This is a genomic window from Mycetocola sp. Y791 (genome assembly GCF_059445325.1).
The window spans coordinates 500,132-522,972 of record NZ_JCAIUC010000001.1 but is presented as its reverse complement, the minus strand read 5'-3'; the positions used below and the strand labels follow the sequence as shown (position 1 = coordinate 522,972).

The following is a 22,841-nucleotide window of genomic DNA, read 5'->3' as shown; positions in this document are numbered from 1 at the left end:
ACAGCAGCGACGGTTTGACAGGTGATCGCACGCTCATCAGGACGATCCCAGCGATTTGATCCTGATAAGCGTGCGATCTCCTGCACATCGGGCGAGCGGATGCCGCGGCGCGGGTCCGCAGGACGCCGGGCCACCGTGGCACAAGGACAAAGCGCCCAGGCAAGGACAAAACCGGCCCGGGCATCCTTGTCTCGCGCCGATGTCCTTATCTCGGGCGACGGCATCCACCACAGTGTGCCTATCGCACGCCGGCACCGCCTCGGCGGCACAGCCGCGACGGATTGACAGGGAATCGCACGCTCATCAGGACGATCCCAGCGATTTGATCCTGATAAGCGTGCGATCTCCTGCACATCGGGCGAGCGGATGCCGCGGCACGGGTCCGCAGGCTGCCGGGCCGATGTGGCACAAGGACAAAGCGCCGAGACAAGGACAAAACCGGCCCGGGCATCCTTGTCTCGCGCCGATGTCCCTATCTCGCGGCGACGGCGCCCGGCAAGCCTCCGCATCCGCATCCGCATCCGCAACCGCATCCGCAACCGCAACCCGGCTTACCTCGCGGCGACGGCATCCGCCCGCACCGACGACACCACGGCAGCGGGCCGCAGGTCGAGCCGTCGCAGCAGCTGGGCGTTGAGCGCGACGATGACCGTCGACAGGCTCATGAGCACGGCGCCGACCGCCATCGGCAGTACGAAACCGACCGGCGCGAGCACCCCGGCGGCGAGCGGCACCGATACGAGGTTGTAGCCGGCCGCCCACCAGAGGTTCTGCTGCATCTTGCGGTAGCTCGCGCGCGACAGCTCGATCACGGAGAGCACCGCTCGCGGGTCATCGCTCGCCAGAATGACGCCGGCGGAGGCAATGGCGACGTCGGTCCCGGCCCCGATCGCGAGCCCCACATTCGCCTGCGCGAGCGCGGGCGCGTCGTTCACACCGTCGCCGACCATCGCGACGCGCCGCCCCTCGGCCTGCAACTCGGCGACCTTCGCCGCCTTATCCCCGGGGCGAACGCCAGCGAAGACCCGATCGATGCCCAGCTCACCCGCCACCGACCGCGCCACAGCCTCGGCATCGCCGGTAATCATCACCACCTGGACCTGGCGGGCGTGAAGCGCGCTGACGGCATCCCGAGACGCAGGCCGGATCTCATCGCGCAACGCAAACGCCCCAGCGACCCGCCCGTCGACAAGAGCGTGCAGCACCGTCGCACCCTGGCCGCTCCACTCCGCGGTGGCGGGCAGCGGTGGAACGCCCGTCCGCTCGAGCAGGCCCGGGCCGCCCACTTCCACCCGCCGACCTCCGACCATCGCCTCAACGCCCACCGCGGGCGATGACCGAAAATCGGATGCCGCCGCGAGCCCCACCCCGCGACTCGCCGCCGCCGCGACGAGGGCGCGCGCCAGCGGATGCTCGCTGTCAGCTTCGGCGGCTGCCGCGAGGGCGAGCACCTCATCCAAGGTCCAGCCGTCGGCCGGAGCGACCCCGGCCAGGGCGGGTTCGCCGCGGGTGAGGGTTCCGGTCTTGTCGAACAGCACGGTATCGACGGTGCGCATGCTCTCAAGCGCGAGCCGATCCTTGACCAGCACGCCGGCGCGGGCGGCCCGCTCGGTCGAGATCGAGACAACGAGCGGAATCGCCAGGCCGAGCGCGTGCGGGCAGGCAATCACCAGCACGGTGATCGTGCGGATAATCGCCTCATCGGGCGTGCCGAGGAGCGTCCACGCCACAGCCGTGATCGCGGCGGCACCGAGCGCGTACCAGAACAGCCAGCCCGCGGCCTTGTCCGCCAGGCGCTGCGCCCGCGAGGTCGAGTTCTGCGCATCGGTCACCAGTCGACGGATGCCGGCAAGCGCTGTATCCTCACCGACCGCCGTCACGCGCACCCTCAGTGCCGAATCGGTGGCCACGGTTCCGGCGACGACGGGGTCGCCCGGCCCCCGCCGGACCGGCATCGACTCACCAGTGATCATCGACTCGTCGACGTCGGCGGTGCCGTCATCGATTCGTCCGTCAGCGGGAACCCGGCCTCCCGGCCGCACAATGACGAGGTCGCCCACCCGAAGTTCGGCCGGCGGCACAACGGTGATGCTGGTGCCGTCGACGCGCTCGGCTTCGTCCGGGATGAGCGCCGCGAGCGAGTCGAGCGCCGACGACGTCTGGGCGAGCGACCGCATCTCGATCCAATGCCCGAGCAGCATGATCACGATAAGGAGGGCGAGTTCCCACCAGAAGTCCAGTTCATGGTCAAGGATGCCGAGGCTCGCGCCCCAGGATGCGACAAAGGCCACCGAAATGGCGAGGCCGATGAGCAGCATCATGCCCGGCTGGCGGGCCTTGATCTCGGCGACCGCTCCGGTGAGGAACGGCCTGCCGCCCCAGACGAACATCACGGTGCCGAGGACCGGTGAGATCCAGCTGAGCCAGCGGATGTCGGGGAGCGAGTACCCGAGGATCGCCGCGAACATGCTGCTGAACGCCACGACCGGGATCGCAATCACGAGCATCACCCAGAACAGGCGGCGGAACTGGGCGACGTGGTCGCCATGTCCGCTGTGGCCGCTGTGGTCCATTCCGCTGTGGCCCATTCCGTTGTGACCCATGGCCGAGTGATCCATTCCGGCGTGGCCCATGGCGGAATGGCCCGTGCCAGCGTGGTCCATGGCCGTGTGGTCCATCCCGGCGTGACCCATGGCCGTGTGGTCCTTGGCGGCGTGGTCCGTCCCGCCGTGACCCATGGCCGCGTGGTCCATCCCACCGTGGCCCGTGGCCGCGTGGTCCATCCCGGTGTGGTTCTCGTGCCCGACACCGTGGTTCGCGTGCGCGGCACCCGTGTGGCTGCCCTGCTCGCCGGCAACACCATGTCCGGCACCGTGACTCATGGCGTCGTGATCCATCCCGAGGTGAGTGGCGTGGTCAGCATCATTCATCCCCGGGTGGCCCGCGCGACTCGTCCCAGCCTCACCTGCGCGCCGCTCTTCACCCTGCCCCGCATCGCCGTGCCCTACCCCGGCGTGCCCGGTCCCGGCGTGCCCGGTCCCGGCGTGCCCGGTCCCAGCGCGCCGAGTCTCAGCGTGCCCGGTGACAGCGTTCTCTGTCCCGGCGTGCCCCGCCTGCTCGCTCGCGGTACCCGCCTCGTGTGGCGACTCCTCGCTGCGGGAAACCGGTAGTTGGCGATCCGACCGCGACGCACCGGCATCCGGAGTTTCATGGTCTTTCATACCGGGCAAGATATACCCCCTAGGGGTATCAACACAAGAGGCTTAATGCTCCGCGAGCGGCAGGCACGCGATTGTCCTCAATACCCCTGCCGGGTATATTGGAAGGAGCAAACGGAGGTCATCATGCATGGGTACGTCGACAACAAGGCCGACCTCGTGAAGCGGCTTCGCCGGGCGGAGGGCCAGGTTCGCGGCATCCAGCGTATGGTCGAAGACGACGTCTATTGCATCGATATCCTCACGCAGGTGTCCGCCGCGACGAAGGCGCTCGAGACCGTTGCGCTCCAGTTGCTCGACGATCACCTCAACCACTGCGTCGCGGAGGCGACCCGCGAGGGTGGCCCTGTCGCCGAAGAGAAGATCCGCGAGGCGTCGGCCGCAATTGCGCGCCTCGTCCGCTCCTGACCACCACCTTTTCCATCCCCAAGGAGACTTCATGACCGACCACACCGACCTCGGCCTGACCGCGCGCGGCGACTCGCGCCCCATTCGTGACCTCGGCCTGACCGACGTTCACGCGAGCGGCGGCACGGGCGGCGGTTGCGGATGCGGCCACGGCGGCGGCGGATGCATGTGCGGTGGCCACGGCGCGGGAGCCGGCCACGGTGCTGGTCACGGCATCAATGTCAGCCGGGGCACGGCATCCGTACCGGCGGGCAGTGTCGTCACCGAACTCTCCGTGTCGGGCATGACCTGCGAGCACTGCGTGAAGAGCGTCACGGAGGAGCTTGCTGAGATTTACGGTGTGAACGGTGTCGACATCACGCTAAACCCGGAGGGCGTTTCGTCCGTCTTCGTGATGAGCGAGGCTCCCCTGGACAAGGCCCACGTCGCCGCGGCCATCGAAGAGGCCGGCTACGCGCTGGTGAGCGCGCCGCTCGCCGCGGACTAAGCTACCCACTCCCGCCCAGGGCACGCGCGGACCGGCAGGTTCGCGCGCTCCTCACCCGCCACCGAACTTCACGTCCCGACACAGGAGCATCCCATGGCCACAGGGCCCCTTCACGATCTCGGGTTGACCGAGAAACGCAGCGGCGCTCCATCCGACGACGGATGCTGTGGCGGCGGTGCGGGTGGGTGCGGTGCTGGTGGCTGCGGTTCGGGTGCGTGCGGCGATGGCGGCGGTGCTGGTGGCTGCGGTTCGGGCGCGTGCGGGGACGGCGGTTGCGGCGGCATCTGCGGCGGAGGCAGCAGCACTAACACTGCCGGCTCCGGCGGTTGCGGAAGTGCCGGCGGGTGCGCCTGCAGCCAGTCCGCGGCGCTCGCGCCGACCGTGCGCTCCGACTCTGTGATCGGCGCGCCGAGGGTGTCAGGATCCCGCCCCCGCGTCAGGTCAGTGCTCGACGTCGCTGGCATGACCCGCGGCCGCTGCATCGCCACAGTCATGAACGGGCTGGAACGGATCACGGGCGTCGACTCGGTCGACGTCGACCTCAACAGCGGCGGGATCTCGCGCGTCACGGTGACCAGCGCGACGGACCTCGACCCGGATGCCGTCGGTGCCGCCCTCAATGCGGCCGGCTATGTGCTGGTGGGCGGCCCGCACCCCGTTGGGTAGCGCCCCTGGTGCAGCGCCGCACGCCCCTGACCCCACTTCCCACACCACTCACCCCGGTGCCCCACGCCCTGACGTTCAAGTGACACTTGTTGCGGGTGCCACCGGCGCGCACGCACAGTAACTGTCACCTGAACCTGACATCGACGCCCCACGCCTCACCTCCCACGCCAGTGCCGGACCCCGACACCACGCCCTGACGTTCAAGTGACACTTCTTGTGGGTGCCACCGGCGCACACGCACAATAACTGTCGCCTGAATCGCGGCCGACGCCCCTTGACCGAGCACGCCCTCCCAGGCGTGGAACCCAGTCGACCAGCCACGACCGGTAACATCGGGCAACATGACCCAGCCGATTGTTGTCACCGCCCATTTCGTTCCCGTCGACGGCCAGTTCGATGCTGTCCACGAGGCGCTCCTCCCGGCCATCGCTGCCGTGCACGAGGAACCCGGGTGCATTCTGTACGCGATCCACCGGACGCCCGAGAACACGATCATGATGATCGAGAAGTGGGAATCCGCCGAGCTTCTCGACGCCCATGGCGCGGGCGAAGCCGTCGCCGCACTCAACGCGTCGCTCGAGGGCAAGCTCGCGCGCCCCGTCGAGGTCACCCGCCTCGAGCCGCTCCCGGCCGGCAACGAGATCCAGGGCTCGCTCTGAACGGCGCGCCGAGCGCGGCAGATCCTTGTTCGCGCTGCAGAAGTATCTGCAGCCCCAACATGGAAGTGCAGCGCTCGAGCCGACGACGTGCTCGCATCCCCGCAAAACGGATGCCGGCGGTCGCGCGGGTGCGCACTGAGCGTGGGTGCCCAGCGCGGGTGAGCGCCCAGCGCGGGTGAGCCCAGCGCGGGTGAGCGCCCAGCGCGGGTGAGCGCCCAGCGCGGCAGATCCTTGTTCGCGCTGCAGAAGTATCTGCAGCCCCAACATGGAAGTGCAGCGCCCGAGTCGATGTCGTGACCGCATCCCCGCACAACGGATGCCGGCGGTCGCGCGGGCGTGCGCTGAGCGTGGGTGCCGAGCGCGGGCGAGCGCCCAGCGCGGGTGAGCGCCCAGCGCAGGTTGCCCGCCGAGCGCGGCAGATCCTTGTTCGCGCTGCAGAAGTATCTGCAGCGCGAACATGGACGTGCAGCGCTCGAATAGGGAGAACGACAAAAAGGGGCCGACAGCCACCGAAGTGACCGCCGGCCCCTGCAAGCGCACGCGCAGAACCTACGCGAGCTGCCCGTGCCTGCGCCGGTGACGCAGCGCCAGCATCGTGCCGGCCGCCATCAGCAGCGCGGCGAGCGCCGCCAGCGGACCGACCCCCGCACCGGTCGAGCCGAGCACGCCCGAACCACCCAGGCCCGAACCACCCCCGGCAGCCGAACCAGCCCCCGCCGCAGGATCAGCCGACGCCGACGGCACAGGCACAGGCACCGACGCCGGGTCTGCAGTGACAACGACGGATGCCGTCAGCACCGTCCCCGTCTGCACCCCGGTGAGGGTCACTGTGTGCTCCCCCAACTCGGCGGGCGCCGTCACCGTGAACGATGCGTCACCCCGCAGAACGTCGACCTGGCCGAGGTCGACCGGGTCGGATTCGAGCACGCCGCCCACCTGCCAGTCGGCGTCGAGACCCGTGACCGAAGCGGTGAACTCCTCACCGGGCTTCACGGCCGACGCGGACAGCGACAGCGTGGCATCCGCACTCAGTGAGGCCAGGTCGCGGTTCAACGACAGCGAGTTCGCCGAGGTGAAGAACAGGTCGGTCTGGTCGGTGAGCCCAACGACATTGGCCGCGCCCGGTCCGTACCCGGCGATGCGCACCTGCGAACCCGTGTGCTGCTGCGACCCGCCGGCCTCAGCCGTGCCGTAGCCAACGATCATCGGCTGGCCCTCTTCGGTGAGGAGGTGTGCGCTCAGGCCGGGAGGCGTCGAACCGAGGATCTGGCTTGTGTGCGCGTGGTCAGCAGTCACGACGACGAGGGTATCTCCGTCAGCCTTCGCGAACTCGAGCGCCTCCTGCACCGCCTCATCCAGGTCGACGGTCTCGCCGATCTGGCCGCAGGCATCCGCCGCGTGGTCACGCTTGTCGATGCTCGCGCCCTCGACCTGGAGGAAGAAGCCCTGGTCGTCGGATGCCAGCAGGTCGATGGCTTTGCTGGTCAACGATCCGAGGGAGAGTCCGGTATCGAGCCGCGCCGGGTTCTCGGTGCAGTTGACCGGAGCGAGGTCTCCGCCGCCCACCGTGGCTTCCGGACCGATCCAGCGGGTCGGGAAGTTGCCCTCGGTGAAGAGTCCGAGCACCGGTGCCGTCGCGTCGGCCGCCGACACCGCGGCGAGCGAAGCGGCGTCGTTCACGAGCTGGTAGCCGCGATCCTCGGCCTGCTCGAACAGCGTCTTGCCCTGCCACGGCCCCGCGACCGCCGTTTCGGTGAAGGTCTTGGACCCACCACCGAGCGTCACGTCGGGGCGCACATTGAGCAGTTGCTCCGAGATCGAGCCGAGCCCGCCGTTCTCCAGCGCCGCCTCGGGGCAGGTCTTCGTGGTGGCCGTCGGCCCGTAGCAGGACCGCGCAGACACATGCGCGATCTCCGCGCCAGGCGTGGCATCCTGAATCTCCGCCGTCGACACGTTGCCCGTCTTCAGGCCGTTCGCCTTGGCGAGTTCGAGCAACGTCGACTGGGCTTCGCCCGCGATATCAACCGAGAGCGCCCCGTTGTAGGTCTTGGTTCCCGTCGACCAGCCGGATGCCGTCGACGCCGACTCGGACGCGTAGTTCGGGGTGCCGTCCTTGTTCAGCGCGTAGGTCGTGTACTGGCCGGTCAGCGGAAGCGCGTCGATTCCGGAGAATTCACCCCCGGCCCCCTCGGCGTAGTTGCGGGCGACGGTGATCTCGCTGTCGCCCATGCCATCGCCGATGAGCAGGATGACGTTCTTCGCATCGCTGTCGAGGATCGACTGGCGAAGCGCCTCGGTCTGGTCCGATTCGTTGCGCGCTGCGCCGCCGTTGTCGTCGGGCGCCGCAAAGGCGGCGAGCGGAGAGGCGATGCTGATCCCCGCGATCAGCATTGCGGATGCCACGGACGTCACGATTCGGCGCCGGCGCACGGTGTCAGGTGCATGCATTGTTGGTTATTCCCCTGTGAGAGTCTCGCGTCCGTCGAGTGGCGGACGCTCCCACCCAAGCGGGCGTAGGCAAACTCCGCGTGAACGGGCCGCGAACCGGGGGTGACCGTTCGTCGCAGCCGGCCGGGGCTCCCCAGGGGACGCCGCCGACGGCATCCGCGTTCAAAGTGACAGTTAACGTGGGTGCGCGCGGCCGGCACCCACCACAGGTGTCACTTGAACCGAAGCCACCGACCGGCATCCGCAGACAAAGTGACAGTTAACGTGGGTGCGCGCGCCCCACACCCACCGCAGGTGTCACTCGAACCCTGGGGGTGGTCATAGCGGGGGGTCGAGTCGGCGGGCCGCCGGGTCGAGCGGCGACCCCGCTGACTCTTCGGCTGAAGTGACACTTTCGGCGGGTTCTCGCGCCGCACACCCACCACAACCGTCACCCGAACGGATGCCGGCGGGCGGCATCCGCACACAAAGTGACGGCTAACGCGGGTGCGCGCGGCCCACACCCACCACGCGTGCGCTCCGAGCGCGGCACATCCATGTCCACGCTGCAGAGGTATCTGCAGCCCGAGCATGGAAGTGCAGCGCTCGAGTAGATGGCGCGACGGGGAGGACCCGCGGCCCCTAGTGGATGTGGCTCCCCCCGTTGATGTCGACCGTCGTCCCGGTGACATATCCCGCGTCCTGCGACGACAGGAAGGTGATCACGGCGGCGACCTCCTCGGCAGTCGCCGTACGCCCGAGCGGGATCCCCGCCGCAATCGCCTCCTCCTGCTCCGGCGTGCTGCCCACGCGGATGTTCGTGTCGACGGCACCAGGCGTCACCGCGTTCACGGTCACTCCGTTGTCGCCGAGCTCCCGCGCGAGCGCCTTCGTGAACCCGAGGATCGCCGCCTTCGCCGCCGAGTACGGCACCTTGCCGAACACGCCACCACCCCGCTGCGCCGACACCGACGACATGTTGACGATGCGCCCCCACTGGTTCTCGATCATCGCCGGCAGGAACGCCTTCGTCACGAGATAGGTGCCCGTCGCGTTGACGGCCATCACCTTGTTCCACAGCTCGAGCGTGGTCTCCAGGAACGGCACCGGCGACGTGATGCCCGCAATGTTCGCGAGCGCCCCGACCGCGGGCAGCCGACCGGCCGACACCTCGCCGGCCACGGCCTCCTGGGCGGCGAGCACCGACGCCTCGTCAGCCACATCGACCTGATGCCCAAACGCCGGCACCCCGAACTCCGCGCCGATCTCCGCCGCGACCGCCGCAGACTTTTCCCCGTCGAGGTCGAGAATGACGATCGCCCACCCCTCGCGGGCATAACGCCTGGCGGTGGTCACACCGATTCCGCGTTCGGAGGTAGCACCGGTGAGAACCGCGGTGCGCTGAATGGTGTCGGTCATGATGTCTCCTTGAGATCGGTTGGGCAGTCAGGAAAGTAGAGCGTGAAGGGCTGGATCGGCGCCAGCGAGAAGGGGCGAGAGAACGGATGCCGCCGCGACGGCCGCCGCCGGCCGCTCGGCATCCGTCACGTCGCCGGTCTCCAGCTCGAGTGAGAAGTGCCCGCGATAACCCGACTCGGCGAGCGCCCGCAGCCCACCCGCGAAGTCGGCGACACCGTTGCCAATGCTGAGACGGATGTTGCCCGGCACGGCGTCCCGCAGGTGGACGTGCCTGATGGCCGGGCCGAACCGGTCCACGAATTCGATGGGCGACCCACCGGATGCCGTGACGTGGCTGAAATCCATGACGATCCCCACGTCGGTACCCGCGAGCCGGTCGGTGAGTTGGGCCGCGCGGTCGATGTTCCAGCACAGGCGGAAGTAGTGGAGCGACTCGGTCCAGAGCTCAACCCCGGCGGCACGGGCCCGCTCGGACGCGGCGATCAGCTCGGCGGCGACCGCGTCGAGGTCCTGGTCAAGGCTGCGGAGAGGTTCGTGGTCGAGCGCACCGCACGGTAGGACCAGCGCCTGGGCACCGATGGCCCGGGTCAGCGAGAGCAACATGTCGAGGTGGGACTGCCGAGCCGACCGCTCATCGGCTGAGAGCACCCGGTTCAGGTCACCGATGTCGCCGTTCACCGAACGCACCCGCAAGCCCGAGGCGTTCACAGTCTCGGCAACCGAGCCGACGGCATCCGCATCGAGAACAAACGGAACGTGGTCGCAGACGCCGGGCAGCGCACCGAGGTCGATCTCCTCAAAGCCTGCCGCGCGAATCGTGGCGAGCGCGTCGGCCAGGTGCTGGTGCCGGAAGCTGATCGTCGAGCAGCCGAGGCGAGGGTGAAACGTCATTGTGATCCTCTGAGTGTCAGCGGTGCGTGACAACCGCGGTGAATCGAGACTACGGATTTCACTGTCAACAGTCAACGGCTAGCAGTTTTATGTTGCCTGTTGACAAGCTCGATCAAGAAGCTCAGACTGTCATGAACGTGATGCTGTCGGTGGTCGACAGTCACAGCGATTGAAAGGTATTTCAATGAGCAACGACGCTCTGACAATGCGCGGACCAGTCTCGGGAACGAAAGATGCCCGAAAAGTGGCCATCGGCTCCGGGGTGGGCGCAGTCATCGAGACCTACGACTTCATCGGCTTCGGCACGGCGGCTGCCCTCTACTTCGGCACCGCCTTCTTCCCCGGCGGGGACCCGGTCACCGGCACCCTCGCGGCGTTCGCCACGCTGGGTGTCGGCTTCGCGGCCCGCCCGATCGGCGGCATCATCGGCGGTCACCTCGGCGACAAGCTGGGCCGCAAGCCGGTGCTTGTGGCATCCCTCATCCTGATGGGCCTCGCGACGTTCGCGATCGGGCTCCTGCCGACCTACCAGACGGCGGGCATCATCGCCCCGATCCTGCTGGTGCTCGTGCGCATCATCCAGGGCCTCGCGTTCGGTGCCGAGTGGGGCGGCGCGATCCTGATGAGCTACGAGCACGCGCCGTGGAAGCAGAAGGGCAAGTACACGAGCATCGTCCAGGCCGGTTTCCCGGTCGGACTCCTGCTCGCCAACCTCGTCTTCCTCGCCAGCGGATCGCTCGGTGGCGACTGGGCCTGGCGGGTCCCGTTCCTCGCGAGCATTGTGCTGGTCGCCGTCGGACTCATCATTAGGGCGAAGGTCCCCGAGTCCCCCGTCTTCGAAGACGTCAAGGAACACGGCCAGATCGTCAAGAACCCGATCATCGAGGTCATCAAGACCGACTGGCGCAACATCGTCCGCGGCATCGGCCTGCGGATCGCCGAGACCGCGGGCTACGCGGTGTCGATCACGTACATGATCTCCTACCTGCACACCACAGAGCTCGCAGACAAGTCGGAGACTCTCATCGGCCTCGTCGTGGCATCCGGAATCGGCATCTTCGCCACCATGGCCTGGGGCAGGCTCACCGACCGCGTCGGCCGCCGGCCGGTCTACATCTGGTCGTGCCTGTTCGCCCTGCTCTACGGCATCCCGATGTTCCTGATGGTCAACACCGGCCTCTTCCCGCTCATCATCGCCACGATGGTGATCTCGTACGCGATCTGCCAGAACTCGCTCGCCGGCGCACAGGGCGCCTGGTTCCCCGAGCTGTTCAACGCGAACACGCGGTCGTCGGGCGCATCGCTCGCCTACCAGATCTCGGCCATGGTCGCGGGCTTCACCCCGTTCGTCACCACCCTCCTTTTCATCGGGATGGGCTGGGTCGGACCGGCACTGCTGTTCAGCTTCTACGCGGCGATCGGCCTCTGGGCCGCACTCGCCACCCGGGAGACCTGGGGCAAGCGCGAACGCCGACTGGCCGACGAGGCCACGACCGCCGACGTCGCGCACCGGGCAGTGTCCACCGAGGGGTCGAGCGCCGCACGGCACTCGCACGCCGCTCGCCGGGCGGATTCGTCGGAGAAAACGGATGCCACACGCGTCACCCCCACCAGCCACGAAGGAGTGTCCTGACATGAGCCAGCTCACACACGAGCAGCCATCGGCCGCCACCACCTCGCTTGAGGATCGCGTCGACCGGGTCGCCGCAGCCGCATACCGGATGCGCCACTACGCACTGAACATGGGAGAGGTGCAGGGTCAGGGCTACGTCGGCCAGGCGCTCGGCTCCGCCGACATCATGGCCGCGGTCTACGCCGACCAGTTGCGGTTCCGGCCGGACGAGCCCGAGTGGGAGGGAAGGGACCGGTTCCTGCTGTCGACCGGGCACTACGCCATCGGCCACTACGCGGCGCTGGCCGAAGCGGGCATCATCCCGGTCGAGGAGCTCGAGACCTACGGGTCCGACGACTCGCGACTGCCGATGTCGGGCATGGCCACTTACACGCCAGGGATGGAGATCTCGGGCGGGTCACTCGGCCACGGACTCGGCGTCGCCGTCGGCATCGCGCTCGGCCTCCGCTTCCAGGGTTCCGACGCCCGGGTGTTCAACTTCCTCTCCGACGGTGAGGTCGATGAGGGCTCCACCTGGGAAGCCGCGATGGCCGCGTCCCACCACCAGCTCGGCAACCTCACCGCCATGGTCGACGTCAACGCGCTCCAGGCCGACGGCAAGACCGACACCGTACTCCGCACGGAACCGCTCACCGAGAAGTGGGAAGCGTTCGGCTGGTTCACGCAGCGGGTGGACGGCAATAACCCTGAGCAGCTCGTCCGGGCGTTCTCGAACGCGAGCGAGCAGGCATCCGCCACCGGTCGCCCGTCGATGATCCTCTGCGACACGCTCGTCGGCCGTGGAGTGCCGCTGCTCGAAAACCGGGAGAAGGCGCACTTCATGCGCATCGACGAGAGCGAGTGGCAGATCTGCCGCGACCAGCTGACAGCGGGCTTCGAGGCCGCAGCACACGAAGGGACGGCTCACTCATGAGCACGACAACCTCAACGCCGAAGCTCAAGACCTCGGCCATGATCGCCTCGTTCGCGGACCCCGGCCAGAAGACGGCGCCGACCCCGTTCGGGCACGCGCTGGTCAAGGCGGCCGAGGAGAACGACAGGATCGTCGGACTCACCGCCGACCTCGGCAAGTACACCGACATGCACATCTTCGCCCAGGCATTCCCGGAGCGGTTCTTCCAGATGGGCATGGCCGAGCAGCTGCTGTTCGGCGCCGCCGCGGGGTTCGCCGAGACCGGACTCGTACCGTTCGCGTCCACCTACTCGGTGTTCGCGGCCAGGCGGGCGTACGACTTCCTCTGCCTCGACATCGCCGAGCCAAACCTCAACGTCAACGTCGTCGGTGGACTGCCCGGCCTCACCACCGGTTACGGGCCGAGCCACCAGGCCACCGAGGACATGGCGATCTTCCGCGGCATGCCGAACCTCACCATCGTCGACCCGTGCGACTCGGTCGACATCGAGCAGGCGGTGCCGCAGCTCGCGGCGAGCGACGGCCCTACCTACCTGCGCCTGTTGCGCGGCAAGGTGCCGACGGTGCTCGACGAGTACGACTACACGTTCGAACTCGGCAAGGCCAAGGAACTGCGCGGCGGCGCCGACGTCGTCTTCATCTCCAGCGGGCTGATGACGATGCGTGCGCTACAGGCGGCGGATGCTCTCGCCAAGCACAAAGTGGACGTTGCGGTCGTGCACACCCCGACGATCAAGCCGTTCGACAGCGAGACGGTACTCGGGGCGATCAACACCAACCGCCTGGCCGTGACGCTCGAGAACCACTCGGTGGTCGGCGGGCTGTTCGAGACCGTCGCGAGCGCAACGGTGCGGGCGGGACTCGGCAAGCGGGTGGTGCCGATCGGGCTTCCCGACGAGTTCCTCGCCGCTGGCGCGCTGCCCACACTGCACGACCGTTACGGACTGTCGGTCGACAAAATCGTCGCAACAGTCCTCTCCGAACTCGATTGAATGCGGCCAAAGGGGGACGTGTGGCGCTCGAACGGTTTTACACCGTTTGAGCGCCACACGCTTTGCTAGCATCAATGTCAACTTCTTAATGTCGACAACTGACCAAAGGAATCCCTCATGGTGGCACCGGCATCCCTCCTCGGGCTCGAGCGCACGAGCCTCAGGCAGCAGGCGCTCGATGCCCTGCGGCGCGCCATCTCCACCGGCGAACTCCCACCGGGAACACACCTCGTCGAGACCGAGCTGTCGGAGACATTGAATATCAGCCGCGGCACACTGCGCGAGGCGCTGCGCGAGCTGCAGCAGGAAGGCCTCGTCTCCGCCGGTGCAAGGGGGCGGCTCAGCGTGCGCAGCCTGAGCGACAAGGAGATCCGCGACGTCTTCGCCGTGCGGGCGGTGCTTGAGTCCCTCGCGGCCAGAACCCTGAGCGGACTGCCCGATCGCTCCGCCGTCATCGCCGAGCTCCGCGACGCCATCGAGGGCATGGCGCGAGCGGCCAAAGACGGCCTCGAAGACCGGATCGAGTCCGACCTCAACTTCCACCGCACACTGTGCCGACTCACCGACAACGAGACGCTGATGCGGTCGTGGCAGGCGCTCGAGGGCACGGTCCGGATGTCGATCATGTTCGCGGGTGCCGACCGCGCGATCTCCAACATGCAGGTCGACCGGCACAGCGAGATCGTCGACGCCATCGAGACCGGTGACGCCGCCACGGCCCGGACCACAATCATCGCGCACATGGATGAGGCCGCCGCCAACCTCGTCGGTTAGCAGCGGCCAGGTCACATCCAGCGCAGGCAACGCCCGGCGCAGGCCAGTTACACCCCGCGCAGCTGCGGTGATGCCTCCACCCGGGAGTGTTCGGCAACACCCTCGAGGATCTCGGCGAGCGCCTCCGTCGACGACACAGTGGGCTGCCAGCCCAGCTCGCGCCGTGCCCGCTCGGTCGACATCACGGGCACGAGAGCGCCCAGGTCGATCCAGCCCGGGTCGGAGTTCTGCAGTCGCAGCTTCCAGGTCACCGAGGCGACCGCCCGAGCGACGCGCAGCCGGATCCGCACCCACTTGGCGTCGAGAACGGATGCGACGACCTCACCGTTGATCACCGGCTCGGCGGCCAGGTTGAAGGCGCCGGCCGCCCGGCGGTCGATGGCACGCCAGAACGCGTCGGCGACGTCGCTCGAGTGCACGATCTGCGCGACGAATTGCGGCGGGAGCGGCACGAACGGCACAGGCACGAACTTGAGCCAGCCCAGCGGGATCACCTTGCCGACGAACAGGCCGGCGATCTCGGTGGCCGCGTCACGGCTGAACACGAATCCCGGTCGCAGCCGGGTGACGACGATGGCCGGGTTCTCTTCCTCGAACCGGTCGAGCGCGCGCTCGTTGATCGCCTTGTGGCGCGAGTAGTGCGACGACGGCACTCCCCCGGTCGGCCAGCTCTCGTCCACGCGACGCGTCTTGGGGCCAGGGCTGTACGCGGCGACGGACGACGGGTACGCGACCTGCCCGACCCGGGCCGCGGCGGCGGCGGCGAGCACGTTCTTCGTGCCGGTCACGTTCGTGCGCCAGAGCAGCTCTTCGTCGTGATTCGGCTGGAGCGCCCAGGCCAGGTGGATCACGGCATCCGCACCGGCAAAGATCCCGGCGAGCTGTGCAGCCGCCGTCGACTCACCGATGTCGAGCTGGTGCCAGTAGACCCCGCTGTAGGGGGCGACGGATGCCGTCGGCGAGCGCCGTGCGACCCCGACGATCTCGGTGACGGACGGTTCTTCACGCAAACGGGTCAGAACGGCGCTGCCGATATTGCCCGTAGCCCCTACAACGACGACGCGCATCTACCCGGGAAGCCCTTCGAACTCGTCCCAGGCGCGTTCGAACGCCTGACGTGTTTCGGCCACCGTGTTGTCGGCGCTGAAATACCCGTCGAAGATCGCCTTGTCACCGTGCTTGGGAAAGAGTCCATCGTTCTGCACGCTGCGGGCGAGTTCGCCGACCACGTCGTCGCGGTCGCTCTGCTTGGCAAGCCAGCCGGAGAAGGTGTACGTCATGGCTCAGCTCTCGATCCGCTTGTCACCGGTCTGAATACCGGCCGCAGGACCTGCGCCAGCGTCAGGATCGGCATCCGTGTCGTCGGAGCGGTGTTCCGGGTCTTCCTCGGGCTCAAAGCTCGACGGTTCGCCGGTGTATCCGGCTGCGAGGCCGGTCTTGTGGTCGGGGATTGTCGAGTCAGGCCCCAGGTCACCAGTGTTGTCAGACATGGTTGTCTCCTCTCGTTTGGTTTCCCAACCCTACGGTGCGGCACGGACTCTCGAAAGGGCTTGACGGCGCGGCAGGATCGTCGCCGCTGAAAGACGCTGACGGATGCCGCTGCCCTCGGAGTGCGCACTACTCAACCGACCGGAAGACGGGTAACGTGGTTCGACTATGAGAATTCGATCGGACGCCCCCGCCACATGGCGTGAGTACCCCAGCGGCGGTGTTTGTCATGCGTGACGTCTTCGCCCTTGCGATGGAATCGCTCACCCGCGACAACGGCCACAACGCCGACCTGGCGCAGCCGTTTGTCGACAGCCTGCCCGTCGAGAGCGCTGCGGTCTCCACGCTCGGCTCGTTGCTCGGCACCGAGACCGTCTCGGCGACCAGCCACCACGCCGCGAGGCTCGACGAACTGCAGTTCGATCTCGGCGAAGGTCCGTGCTGGGATGCACTCTCATCGGCACGCCCGGTGCTGGAGCCCGACGTGCGCAATAACCCTGTGAGGTCCTGGCCGGCGTTTTCAGAGGCACTCCGCCGGGAAGATGTCGGGGCGATTTTCGCCTTTCCGATGCTCGTCGGATCGCTGCGCCTCGGAGCGATCGACCTTTACCGCGCCTCACCGGGTGCACTCAGCGCCGCCGATGCGCGTCGATCGGTGGCCCTTGCCGCCGTGGTGAGCCGCCTCGTCCTCCGCCAGGCCCTGGACAAGTTCGACCAGCCAGACACGCAGGAGCCGCACAACCCCTTCTTTCGGCGCACTCTCCACCAGGCCACTGGAATGGTGCTCGCCCAACTCAACCTCTCTCCCGATGACGCCCGACTGGTTATCCAGGCTCACGCCTTCGCCGCGGGACGCCCGGTCCAGGAGGTTGCCGAAGACATCCTCGCCCGCACGCTGGACCTTTCCACATCAACACAGCCCGGGGAGACCTCATGACTAAGACACTACGCGGGGACGAGTTCGTTGAAGCTTTCGCGAGCCTCGCAGACACACTCGTCAGCGACTACGACGCCATCGGGCTGATGCAAACGCTCGTGGAGAGCTGCCAGACCTCCTTCGACGTCACGGCCGCAGGCATCCTGCTCGGGGATACCGCCGAGAACCTTGAACTCGTTGCATCAACGAGTGAAGCGACGAGCATCGTTGAACTGATGCAGCTCTCGGCCAACGCAGGCCCGTGCATTGACGCGTTCAGGACGGGCGAAGTGATGTCGCTCACCAAGATCAGCGAGGGACCGGAGAAGTGGCGGCGGTTCATCGACAGCGCCGCCGAACAGGGCTTTAAGGGCGTCGTCGCCCTGCCGATGCGCCTCCGGGAGAACCGTATCGGCGCGCTCAACCTGCTGCGTAGCGACGAGGGCGCCCTCGACGAACGAGAAGTTCGCGCCGCGCAGGCGCTGGCGGATGTCGCGACCATCGGCATTCTTCACGAACGGATGCTGAGCGAGAGCGACGCGGTGAGGTCACAGTTGCAGGCCGCGCTGAATTCTCGTGTGCTGATCGAGCAGGCGAAGGGCGTGCTGGCGTTCCTTAACGACTCGTCCACCGACGAGGCCTTCCTGAAGCTGAGGTCCTACGCGCGAAGCAAGGGCATGCTCCTCTCGTCCGTCGCTCAGCAGGTTGTGGACCGCACTCTCGTCATCTGACCTCCCGCAGAGTTTCTATTTCCGGCTGGCTCTTCCGTTATGCCGGTTTGCAGCGTACGGTGAGCGAGAGCGCACCCGATGCGTTGATTGTCCCCCGGACCCCGGGATGATGCCCACACCGATGGGCTGATCTGGGAGGACATCGACCATGAAAAGAATTCACTACGCGGGCGCAACGTTCGTCACCGGTGATGCCATCGCCCGCGCGCTCATCGCTTACGCTCATGCCCTCGTCGAGACGAACATGTCCGACGTGGTCGAGGTACCCATCTCCCGCCGCGACGGCTCAGCCGGGCGGGTCGAACTCCTGCTGGTGCCCAGCGCCGGGATGCTCTTTGAGAGCGAACCGACCCTCGTTCGCGATGTCGTGAGCGACTCTGTGGTCGGCGATCTTCGCCGCCGCGTCGCCCTGCTCGCTTCACACTCGGCGGTCGTTTCACGGCCCCCGGTGACAACCTGGGAGGTTCGCGCCGTCGGCGAATCGCCACTGTACTCGGACGTTCATACGTTCGCCTAAGCGGCGCGCTCGGATACCGACGGGGGCCCTACTCACAGGGAGTCGGCGTCCGAGCCGCCAGTGCTGGTGCGGGGGCGCCAGCACACAGGGTCGCCGCGCTTGCCCACTGCCCCGGGCAGGTACGGCGGCCCTCACCTCATCCACCGGATGCCGCGACGCACGACACAGCGCTGGTCGCGCCGGGTGCGTTGGGGATCAGCGCCGGTGCACGGGACGGTCGCTGTTGTCCCAGATACTCGGGGCGGGGCTCTTCACGGATGGCAACGCCACATCGGAGGCCCAGGAGTGAATCCAGCCCTCGATTTCGGAGTCGTTCTGGGGGTCTCCGGCGAGCTGGCGGATCTCCTCCACCGAGACATGGCCGCCGGCACGCTTGAGGAAGCGGCCCTTCATGTGGAGGCGGGCGTAGATCTCGCCCTCATAGACGAATCGCTGCTCCACGTAGACCGCGCGGTCGTCGAAGCCGATGAACCGTGTCTCGACGTCGAACTTCTTCCACGGCAGGAGTGACTTCCGGTAGCTGATGGTGAGGCTCTGCACCACCGGGTACCAGCCCAGCCGTTGCATTTCAGCCCACAGGCCGCTGCGGACGAGCATGTCGAACCGGCCGAGGTCGGCGATCGAGAGGTAGCGCCCATTGTTGAGGTGGCCGAGGATGTCGATGTCCGTCGGGAGCACTCGATACGAGGTGGAGAACACGTCGTAGGGGTGGAGGCCGTCGGTGTCGCGCCGGTGCGCGCGCTTCGACAGCCAGAAGTGCAGGATGGTGCGCCAGAGAAGATTCACCCAGCCAGACTAGACAGTTCGGGCACGGTTCGCGGCAAGGGCTGTGGGGTCCGCACAAGCGAGGCGTGATGCTGCCGCGGCCAGATTGCGAATGTCCTCGAAATTTCCAGCGGCGATGTTCGCCCTGGTAGCAATCCAGCTGCTGCCGGCCGAGAACACCATGGGATGGGCGAGATAGGACGCAAGGTTGTCAGGCGCGACGCCACCGCTCACCATAAACCTCACAGACGGGAACGGACCACCGAAGGCATCAAGAAGCGAAAGTCCGCCCGCGGCAGCAGCCGGGAACAGCTTCAGCCGACTCACGCCGAGAAGCACCGCAGCCTGGACTTCGCTCGGCGTCATCACGCCCGGAACGACCGGTATGCCGCGCTCCTGCGCACGTGTCACAACGTCTAGGCCGAATCCAGGGCTCACAAGAAACGATGCTCCCGCGTCTGCAGCGCGATCAACATCGTCGCTGTTGAGAACAGTACCTGCGCCAACCACGATGTCGTCGCGCCGGGCAAGGCTCTCAATGGCGGCGAGGCCAGCCTCGGTGCGCAACGTCACCTCGGCGCATGCAATACCGCCGTCCAGCAGAGCATCCGCGAGCGGGTTAGCTTTCGCAGGATCATCGAGGGTCACGATCGGCATGACCGCGAACCTATCGAAGAAGTTCCCAGCAGTGGCGTAAATGTCTTCCTTGAAAATCAGTGCCTCCTCGGCATGAATGTTCGGTTCATAATCTGTGTGAGATTTCGGCAGCGGTGCGCTTGACGGCCTCGCTCATAGCCTCAAGCTCGGCAGCCTTCAGAACGTAAGTAAGCGAGCTCACGCACACCGCCGCCATGGGGTATCCGCTCGTATCGAGCACCGCAGCCGCAATGGAGCACAGTGCAGGATCTGTTTCCCCGTAGTCGACGGCGAACCCGCGACGTTGAATTTCCGGGAGCTGGGTGGTCAGGTTGGCATCCACGGGGAGCTCGGCCCGCTCACTCTCCGGAAGATAAGCGAGGATCGCTTTGCCGGCGGCTGATGATGTGAGCGGCACTTGAGATCCGATATCAGCGGTGACGCTGTATGCGTGTCCGGGGTCGACCTTGTGCGTGTAGGTCACCACGTCACCGCTCAATACGGCGAGAAAAACCGTGTGTCGCAATTCACTTTCCAAAGCTCGCAGCGCGGCCTCGATCCCTGATCCACTGTGGCCCTCCATTCCCGCAGCGAGCACACGCAAACCGTTGCCCGGTCGGTAATAGCCATCTCCGATCGACTCGACATAATCCTCCTCAATGAGAATCGTGAGTGTACGGTGAACGCTCGATTTAGGGACTCCGACGGCATCGGCGATGTCTCCAAGGCGCAGTGGCTCGTGCGACTGGGCAAGTTGGGACAGCATCCGCAACGCCTTGGAGACCGCGTTTTGTGACGCATCCGCTCGAGTCATCTTTTTCCTTTCCGCGCCCTGCGATGCTGTGATACATTCGTCAAATCCAAAGTGGAACGCCATTCAGTATGACGGAACGCTAAGGAATCTGCACTTTTTCATTCATAGGAGTTTGAACGGTGACGGTCTCCGTGCCGCGGCTCCTTATCGAAAGGTACCCTGCATGACGCCCACCGCGCCCGTGTTCGACACAGCCATTATTGGGGGTGTTGTCCTGGACGCTGTAGGGTCAAGAACTCCCGCGACAGTCGCTATGGATGGCGGCCGGATCGCAGCCGTCCTTGACCCGGCGGTGCCGGTGAAGGCGCGCTCGACGGTGCCCGCGCACGGCATGCTTGTCAGCCCCGGACTCGTTGACCTCCACACCCACGTGTTCAGCGAGTTCACCTATCTGGGAGTCAACGCTGACAGCGTAGGCGTTGACCAGGGAGTAACTACCGTGGTGGACGCAGGCAGCACAGGAGCTCAGGACTTTGCGACCTTCCAGAAGACAGTGATTGAAGCGTCTTCAACGCGTGTTCTGTCGTTCGTGAACATCTCCGATCTCGGGCTGACTGCCGGTCCAACCGAATTGACCGAGATGCGAAACGTTGGGACGGCGCAGCTCGAAAAGGTGCTGAGCTCACAGGCGCACAAATCTGTTCGCGGCATCAAGGCACGAATGAGCGCGTCGGTTGTTGGCACTAACGGGCTGCTACCGCTACAGGCGGCACGCCGTATCGCCGCTGAATTCGGTCTCCCCGTCATGGTGCATGTCGGCAATGAACCTCCCGCATACGCAGACGTGCTCGATCTGCTCGTCGAGGGCGATGTCGTCAGTCATGCATTCCATGGAAAGCGGGGAGGCCTGTTTGGCGGCGGTAACCAGATCAACGACGCGGCGGTCAGGGCGCGCGATCGCGGCGTGCTCTTCGACGTCGGTCACGGCAGCGCTAGTTTCTCCTTCAACACCCTCGAGCGTGCTCTGGACTGCGGCTTCCCTCCCGACCTCGCAAGCACCGATTTACACGTGCAGAATATCGATGGACCCGTTCACAGCCTCACGACGACGCTCACGAAATTGCTGGCGCTCGGCCTCTCACTCGGCAGTGTGATCGGTTACGCCACAACAAACGCTTCTCGTGTTCTCGGGGACAGCGACACACGCGGATCACTGTCTGTGGGCAACATCGCTGACTTGAGCCTCCTCCGCCTCGCAGATGAGCGCGCTGACCTCACCGACTCCGAAGGCGAAACCCGCACCACATCGATGATGCTTTCTGCGGCCGGCGCTTTCCTCGGTGGCACCTACCTCCCGGCCGGAGCTCGCTCATGAGCGCGCCCATGCATGCCGCGGTGGAGGCCCTCGCAGCGAGCACTTCCCTCACGGAAGACGACCGTGCGGACGTCACCCAGGTTGTGACGGTGGTCGAAGACTTCATCGTGACCTCAGGCTTCACACTCTCCGACGACCGCCGACTCGGACTCTGTGCACACACTCTGGCGTTCACCCGTCGCCTGAAGAGTGGCGAGCAGCTGCCCGACATCGACATCAACGACTTCCCTGAAATTCCGGAATCGACCATCTCCGGCCTGCGAACCGCTCTCACTCCATACTGCGAGGAGCACCGGGGAGAGCTGAGGCTGGAGGAACTTTTCCTCTTCGCCATGCACGTCGAAGTCGCACGACTTGCCCCCTGAAATTCGTTCAACACACCGACCCCATCCAGCCCATCGATCAACGGAGACCCCTCATGTCAGAAATGCATTCATCCCCCTCAACGGACGCTCACGTTCCAACCATCGTTATCGGCCACCGGCTCGGCAAGGGGCAGCAGGTCGCGAAAGGCGTTGAGGCCGCCGGCGCACGCGCCGTGCTCATCGCAGGGCCAGCCGGCGACATGCGTGTCGGAGACGTCATGAAGACGGAAAACGCCGATTTAGGCATCAGCTTCTGCGGCAGCGGAGGCGCGGGTGCCGTTACCGCCAAGTCGAAATACGGATACGACATCGAGTTCAACATGCGCTCAGCAGACGCGGGCGTCACCGCGGTGCAGACCGGCAAACAGGTGCTCGGCTTCGGCTTCCTCGACACCGAAGAACTTGGCTTCCGTGTGGCAACCGCACTTCTGAAGAAGCAGGAGGACGACGCATGAAAACCGAAACGATTGAGTGCACGATCTCCGGCAAGGGCGATACACAAGACCGCGCTCTGTCCGATGTGTTCCGCCAGGTACCGGAGAGCGTGCGCAAACAGGCGAGCGGAACGTGCTTCCGAATTCAACCTGTCGACCTCGCTGTCACCAGCGCCGTCGAGTTTCGCAAGCGCGAGAAGTTCCTCGGGTTCCTCTTTGCGCGCACCCGCACTCAGTTCCGGATCACGGCTCGAATTGTCGTTGAGGTCAGCTTCATCGACCTCGAGTCCATTGACTTCGTCGTCAAGAACGAGTCTTTGAGCATCACCCAGCACATCCTCCAACTCCGATGATCCGCGACGACAGACAGGAC

General features: G+C 66.4%; 25 protein-coding genes. 15 read left to right on the top strand and 10 right to left on the bottom strand.

The genetic code is table 11. The features are described 5' to 3' along the window. Nucleotides 1-551: 551 nt before the first annotated feature. Nucleotides 552-2,783, bottom strand: a complete 2,232-nt coding sequence (locus tag AC1C2N_RS02480; protein WP_495433071.1) for a heavy metal translocating P-type ATPase — start codon at nucleotides 2,781-2,783, stop codon at nucleotides 552-554. 561 nt (nucleotides 2,784-3,344) lie between these two features. On the opposite strand from AC1C2N_RS02480, the gene AC1C2N_RS02475 reads away from it, so the two are divergent. From AC1C2N_RS02475 to AC1C2N_RS02460, 4 genes are all read left to right on the top strand, one after another. Further along, nucleotides 3,345-3,626, top strand: a complete 282-nt coding sequence (locus AC1C2N_RS02475) for a metal-sensitive transcriptional regulator (protein ID WP_495432750.1) — start codon at nucleotides 3,345-3,347, stop codon at nucleotides 3,624-3,626. A 31-nt stretch (nucleotides 3,627-3,657) separates the two neighbouring features. Then, nucleotides 3,658-4,113, top strand: coding sequence for a heavy-metal-associated domain-containing protein (locus AC1C2N_RS02470; RefSeq protein ID WP_495432749.1), 456 nt, complete (start codon nucleotides 3,658-3,660; stop codon nucleotides 4,111-4,113). Between the two features lie 414 nt (nucleotides 4,114-4,527). Next, on the top strand, nucleotides 4,528-4,779 hold the full coding sequence (locus tag AC1C2N_RS02465) for a heavy-metal-associated domain-containing protein (RefSeq protein ID WP_495432747.1): 252 nt from the start codon (nucleotides 4,528-4,530) through the stop codon (nucleotides 4,777-4,779). A gap of 341 nt (nucleotides 4,780-5,120) precedes the next feature. Next, entirely contained in the window at nucleotides 5,121-5,438 is a 318-nt protein-coding gene (locus AC1C2N_RS02460) for a putative quinol monooxygenase (RefSeq protein WP_483405434.1), read from the top strand. A gap of 549 nt (nucleotides 5,439-5,987) precedes the next feature. On the opposite strand, the gene phoA is transcribed toward AC1C2N_RS02460, so the two are convergent. The 3 genes from phoA to AC1C2N_RS02445 all read right to left on the bottom strand — a co-directional run bounded on the left by phoA (nucleotide 5,988) and on the right by AC1C2N_RS02445 (nucleotide 10,175). Beyond that, a complete protein-coding gene (gene phoA, locus AC1C2N_RS02455; protein WP_495432746.1) occupies nucleotides 5,988-7,841 on the bottom strand; it encodes an alkaline phosphatase in 1,854 nt (617 codons plus the stop codon). Between the two features lie 666 nt (nucleotides 7,842-8,507). After that, the gene (locus AC1C2N_RS02450) at nucleotides 8,508-9,284 is read right to left on the bottom strand and encodes an SDR family NAD(P)-dependent oxidoreductase (protein ID WP_495432745.1); all 777 of its coding nucleotides are present in this window, start codon (nucleotides 9,282-9,284) and stop codon (nucleotides 8,508-8,510) included. A 27-nt stretch (nucleotides 9,285-9,311) separates the two neighbouring features. Continuing rightward, nucleotides 9,312-10,175, bottom strand: coding sequence for a sugar phosphate isomerase/epimerase family protein (locus AC1C2N_RS02445; RefSeq protein WP_495432744.1), 864 nt, complete (start codon nucleotides 10,173-10,175; stop codon nucleotides 9,312-9,314). A 184-nt stretch (nucleotides 10,176-10,359) separates the two neighbouring features. On the opposite strand from AC1C2N_RS02445, the gene AC1C2N_RS02440 reads away from it, so the two are divergent. The 4 genes from AC1C2N_RS02440 to AC1C2N_RS02425 all read left to right on the top strand — a co-directional run bounded on the left by AC1C2N_RS02440 (nucleotide 10,360) and on the right by AC1C2N_RS02425 (nucleotide 14,487). Further along, nucleotides 10,360-11,808, top strand: a complete 1,449-nt coding sequence (locus AC1C2N_RS02440; protein WP_483405430.1) for an MFS transporter — start codon at nucleotides 10,360-10,362, stop codon at nucleotides 11,806-11,808. 1 nt (nucleotide 11,809) lies between these two features. Continuing rightward, nucleotides 11,810-12,721 carry a transketolase gene (locus AC1C2N_RS02435; protein WP_495432742.1) on the top strand — a complete coding sequence of 304 codons (912 nt, stop codon included), beginning with the start codon at nucleotides 11,810-11,812 and terminating at the stop codon, nucleotides 12,719-12,721. Continuing rightward, nucleotides 12,718-13,713 carry a transketolase family protein gene (locus AC1C2N_RS02430; RefSeq protein ID WP_495432740.1) on the top strand — a complete coding sequence of 332 codons (996 nt, stop codon included), beginning with the start codon at nucleotides 12,718-12,720 and terminating at the stop codon, nucleotides 13,711-13,713. Before AC1C2N_RS02435 ends, AC1C2N_RS02430 begins: the two co-directional genes overlap by 4 nt. 117 nt (nucleotides 13,714-13,830) lie before the next feature. Then, complete coding sequence (locus tag AC1C2N_RS02425; protein ID WP_495432739.1) at nucleotides 13,831-14,487, top strand: GntR family transcriptional regulator; 657 nt, start codon at nucleotides 13,831-13,833, stop codon at nucleotides 14,485-14,487. Nucleotides 14,488-14,534: 47 nt separating this feature from the next. On the opposite strand, the gene AC1C2N_RS02420 is transcribed toward AC1C2N_RS02425, so the two are convergent. From AC1C2N_RS02420 to AC1C2N_RS02410, 3 genes are read right to left on the bottom strand one after another with little or no spacing between them, the layout of a single operon-like run. Next, nucleotides 14,535-15,554, bottom strand: a complete 1,020-nt coding sequence (locus AC1C2N_RS02420; protein ID WP_495432738.1) for an NAD-dependent epimerase/dehydratase family protein — start codon at nucleotides 15,552-15,554, stop codon at nucleotides 14,535-14,537. Continuing rightward, nucleotides 15,555-15,767, bottom strand: coding sequence for a YozE family protein (locus AC1C2N_RS02415; protein WP_108390270.1), 213 nt, complete (start codon nucleotides 15,765-15,767; stop codon nucleotides 15,555-15,557). 3 nt (nucleotides 15,768-15,770) lie between these two features. Continuing rightward, nucleotides 15,771-15,977, bottom strand: a complete 207-nt coding sequence (locus AC1C2N_RS02410; RefSeq protein WP_495432736.1) for a hypothetical protein — start codon at nucleotides 15,975-15,977, stop codon at nucleotides 15,771-15,773. Between the two features lie 200 nt (nucleotides 15,978-16,177). Between AC1C2N_RS02410 and AC1C2N_RS02405 the strand changes: the two genes are divergently transcribed. The 3 genes from AC1C2N_RS02405 (at nucleotide 16,178) to AC1C2N_RS02395 (ending at nucleotide 18,139) form a co-directional block, all read left to right on the top strand. Further along, complete coding sequence (locus AC1C2N_RS02405; RefSeq protein WP_483405424.1) at nucleotides 16,178-16,912, top strand: GAF and ANTAR domain-containing protein; 735 nt, start codon at nucleotides 16,178-16,180, stop codon at nucleotides 16,910-16,912. Then, the gene (locus AC1C2N_RS02400; protein ID WP_483405423.1) at nucleotides 16,909-17,622 is read left to right on the top strand and encodes a GAF and ANTAR domain-containing protein; all 714 of its coding nucleotides are present in this window, start codon (nucleotides 16,909-16,911) and stop codon (nucleotides 17,620-17,622) included. The genes AC1C2N_RS02405 and AC1C2N_RS02400 overlap by 4 nt, the downstream gene beginning before the upstream one ends. Nucleotides 17,623-17,770: 148 nt before the next feature. After that, nucleotides 17,771-18,139, top strand: a complete 369-nt coding sequence (locus AC1C2N_RS02395; protein WP_483405422.1) for a hypothetical protein — start codon at nucleotides 17,771-17,773, stop codon at nucleotides 18,137-18,139. A gap of 195 nt (nucleotides 18,140-18,334) precedes the next feature. Here the strand turns inward: AC1C2N_RS02395 and AC1C2N_RS02390 are convergent, their stop codons facing one another. From AC1C2N_RS02390 to AC1C2N_RS02380, 3 genes are read right to left on the bottom strand one after another with little or no spacing between them, the layout of a single operon-like run. Continuing rightward, a complete protein-coding gene (locus AC1C2N_RS02390) occupies nucleotides 18,335-18,925 on the bottom strand; it encodes an acyl-CoA thioesterase (protein ID WP_495432735.1) in 591 nt (196 codons plus the stop codon). A 9-nt stretch (nucleotides 18,926-18,934) separates the two neighbouring features. Further along, a complete protein-coding gene (locus tag AC1C2N_RS02385) occupies nucleotides 18,935-19,603 on the bottom strand; it encodes a bifunctional 4-hydroxy-2-oxoglutarate aldolase/2-dehydro-3-deoxy-phosphogluconate aldolase (protein WP_495433070.1) in 669 nt (222 codons plus the stop codon). A 43-nt stretch (nucleotides 19,604-19,646) separates the two neighbouring features. Beyond that, entirely contained in the window at nucleotides 19,647-20,417 is a 771-nt protein-coding gene (locus AC1C2N_RS02380; RefSeq protein WP_495432734.1) for an IclR family transcriptional regulator, read from the bottom strand. A 100-nt stretch (nucleotides 20,418-20,517) separates the two neighbouring features. On the opposite strand from AC1C2N_RS02380, the gene AC1C2N_RS02375 reads away from it, so the two are divergent. From AC1C2N_RS02375 to AC1C2N_RS02360, 4 genes are read left to right on the top strand one after another with little or no spacing between them, the layout of a single operon-like run. Next, nucleotides 20,518-21,669: an amidohydrolase/deacetylase family metallohydrolase gene (locus AC1C2N_RS02375; protein ID WP_495432733.1), complete on the top strand. Its 1,152-nt coding sequence runs from the start codon at nucleotides 20,518-20,520 to the stop codon at nucleotides 21,667-21,669. Continuing rightward, a complete protein-coding gene (locus AC1C2N_RS02370; RefSeq protein WP_495432732.1) occupies nucleotides 21,666-22,034 on the top strand; it encodes a hypothetical protein in 369 nt (122 codons plus the stop codon). Before AC1C2N_RS02375 ends, AC1C2N_RS02370 begins: the two co-directional genes overlap by 4 nt. Before the next feature lie 53 nt (nucleotides 22,035-22,087). Next, complete coding sequence (locus AC1C2N_RS02365; protein ID WP_495432731.1) at nucleotides 22,088-22,489, top strand: SFCGS family glycine-rich protein; 402 nt, start codon at nucleotides 22,088-22,090, stop codon at nucleotides 22,487-22,489. After that, nucleotides 22,486-22,821 (top strand): DUF4312 family protein, encoded by a 336-nt coding sequence (locus AC1C2N_RS02360; protein ID WP_495432729.1) that lies wholly within the window; start codon nucleotides 22,486-22,488, stop codon nucleotides 22,819-22,821. The genes AC1C2N_RS02365 and AC1C2N_RS02360 overlap by 4 nt, the downstream gene beginning before the upstream one ends. Nucleotides 22,822-22,841 lie beyond the last annotated feature (20 nt).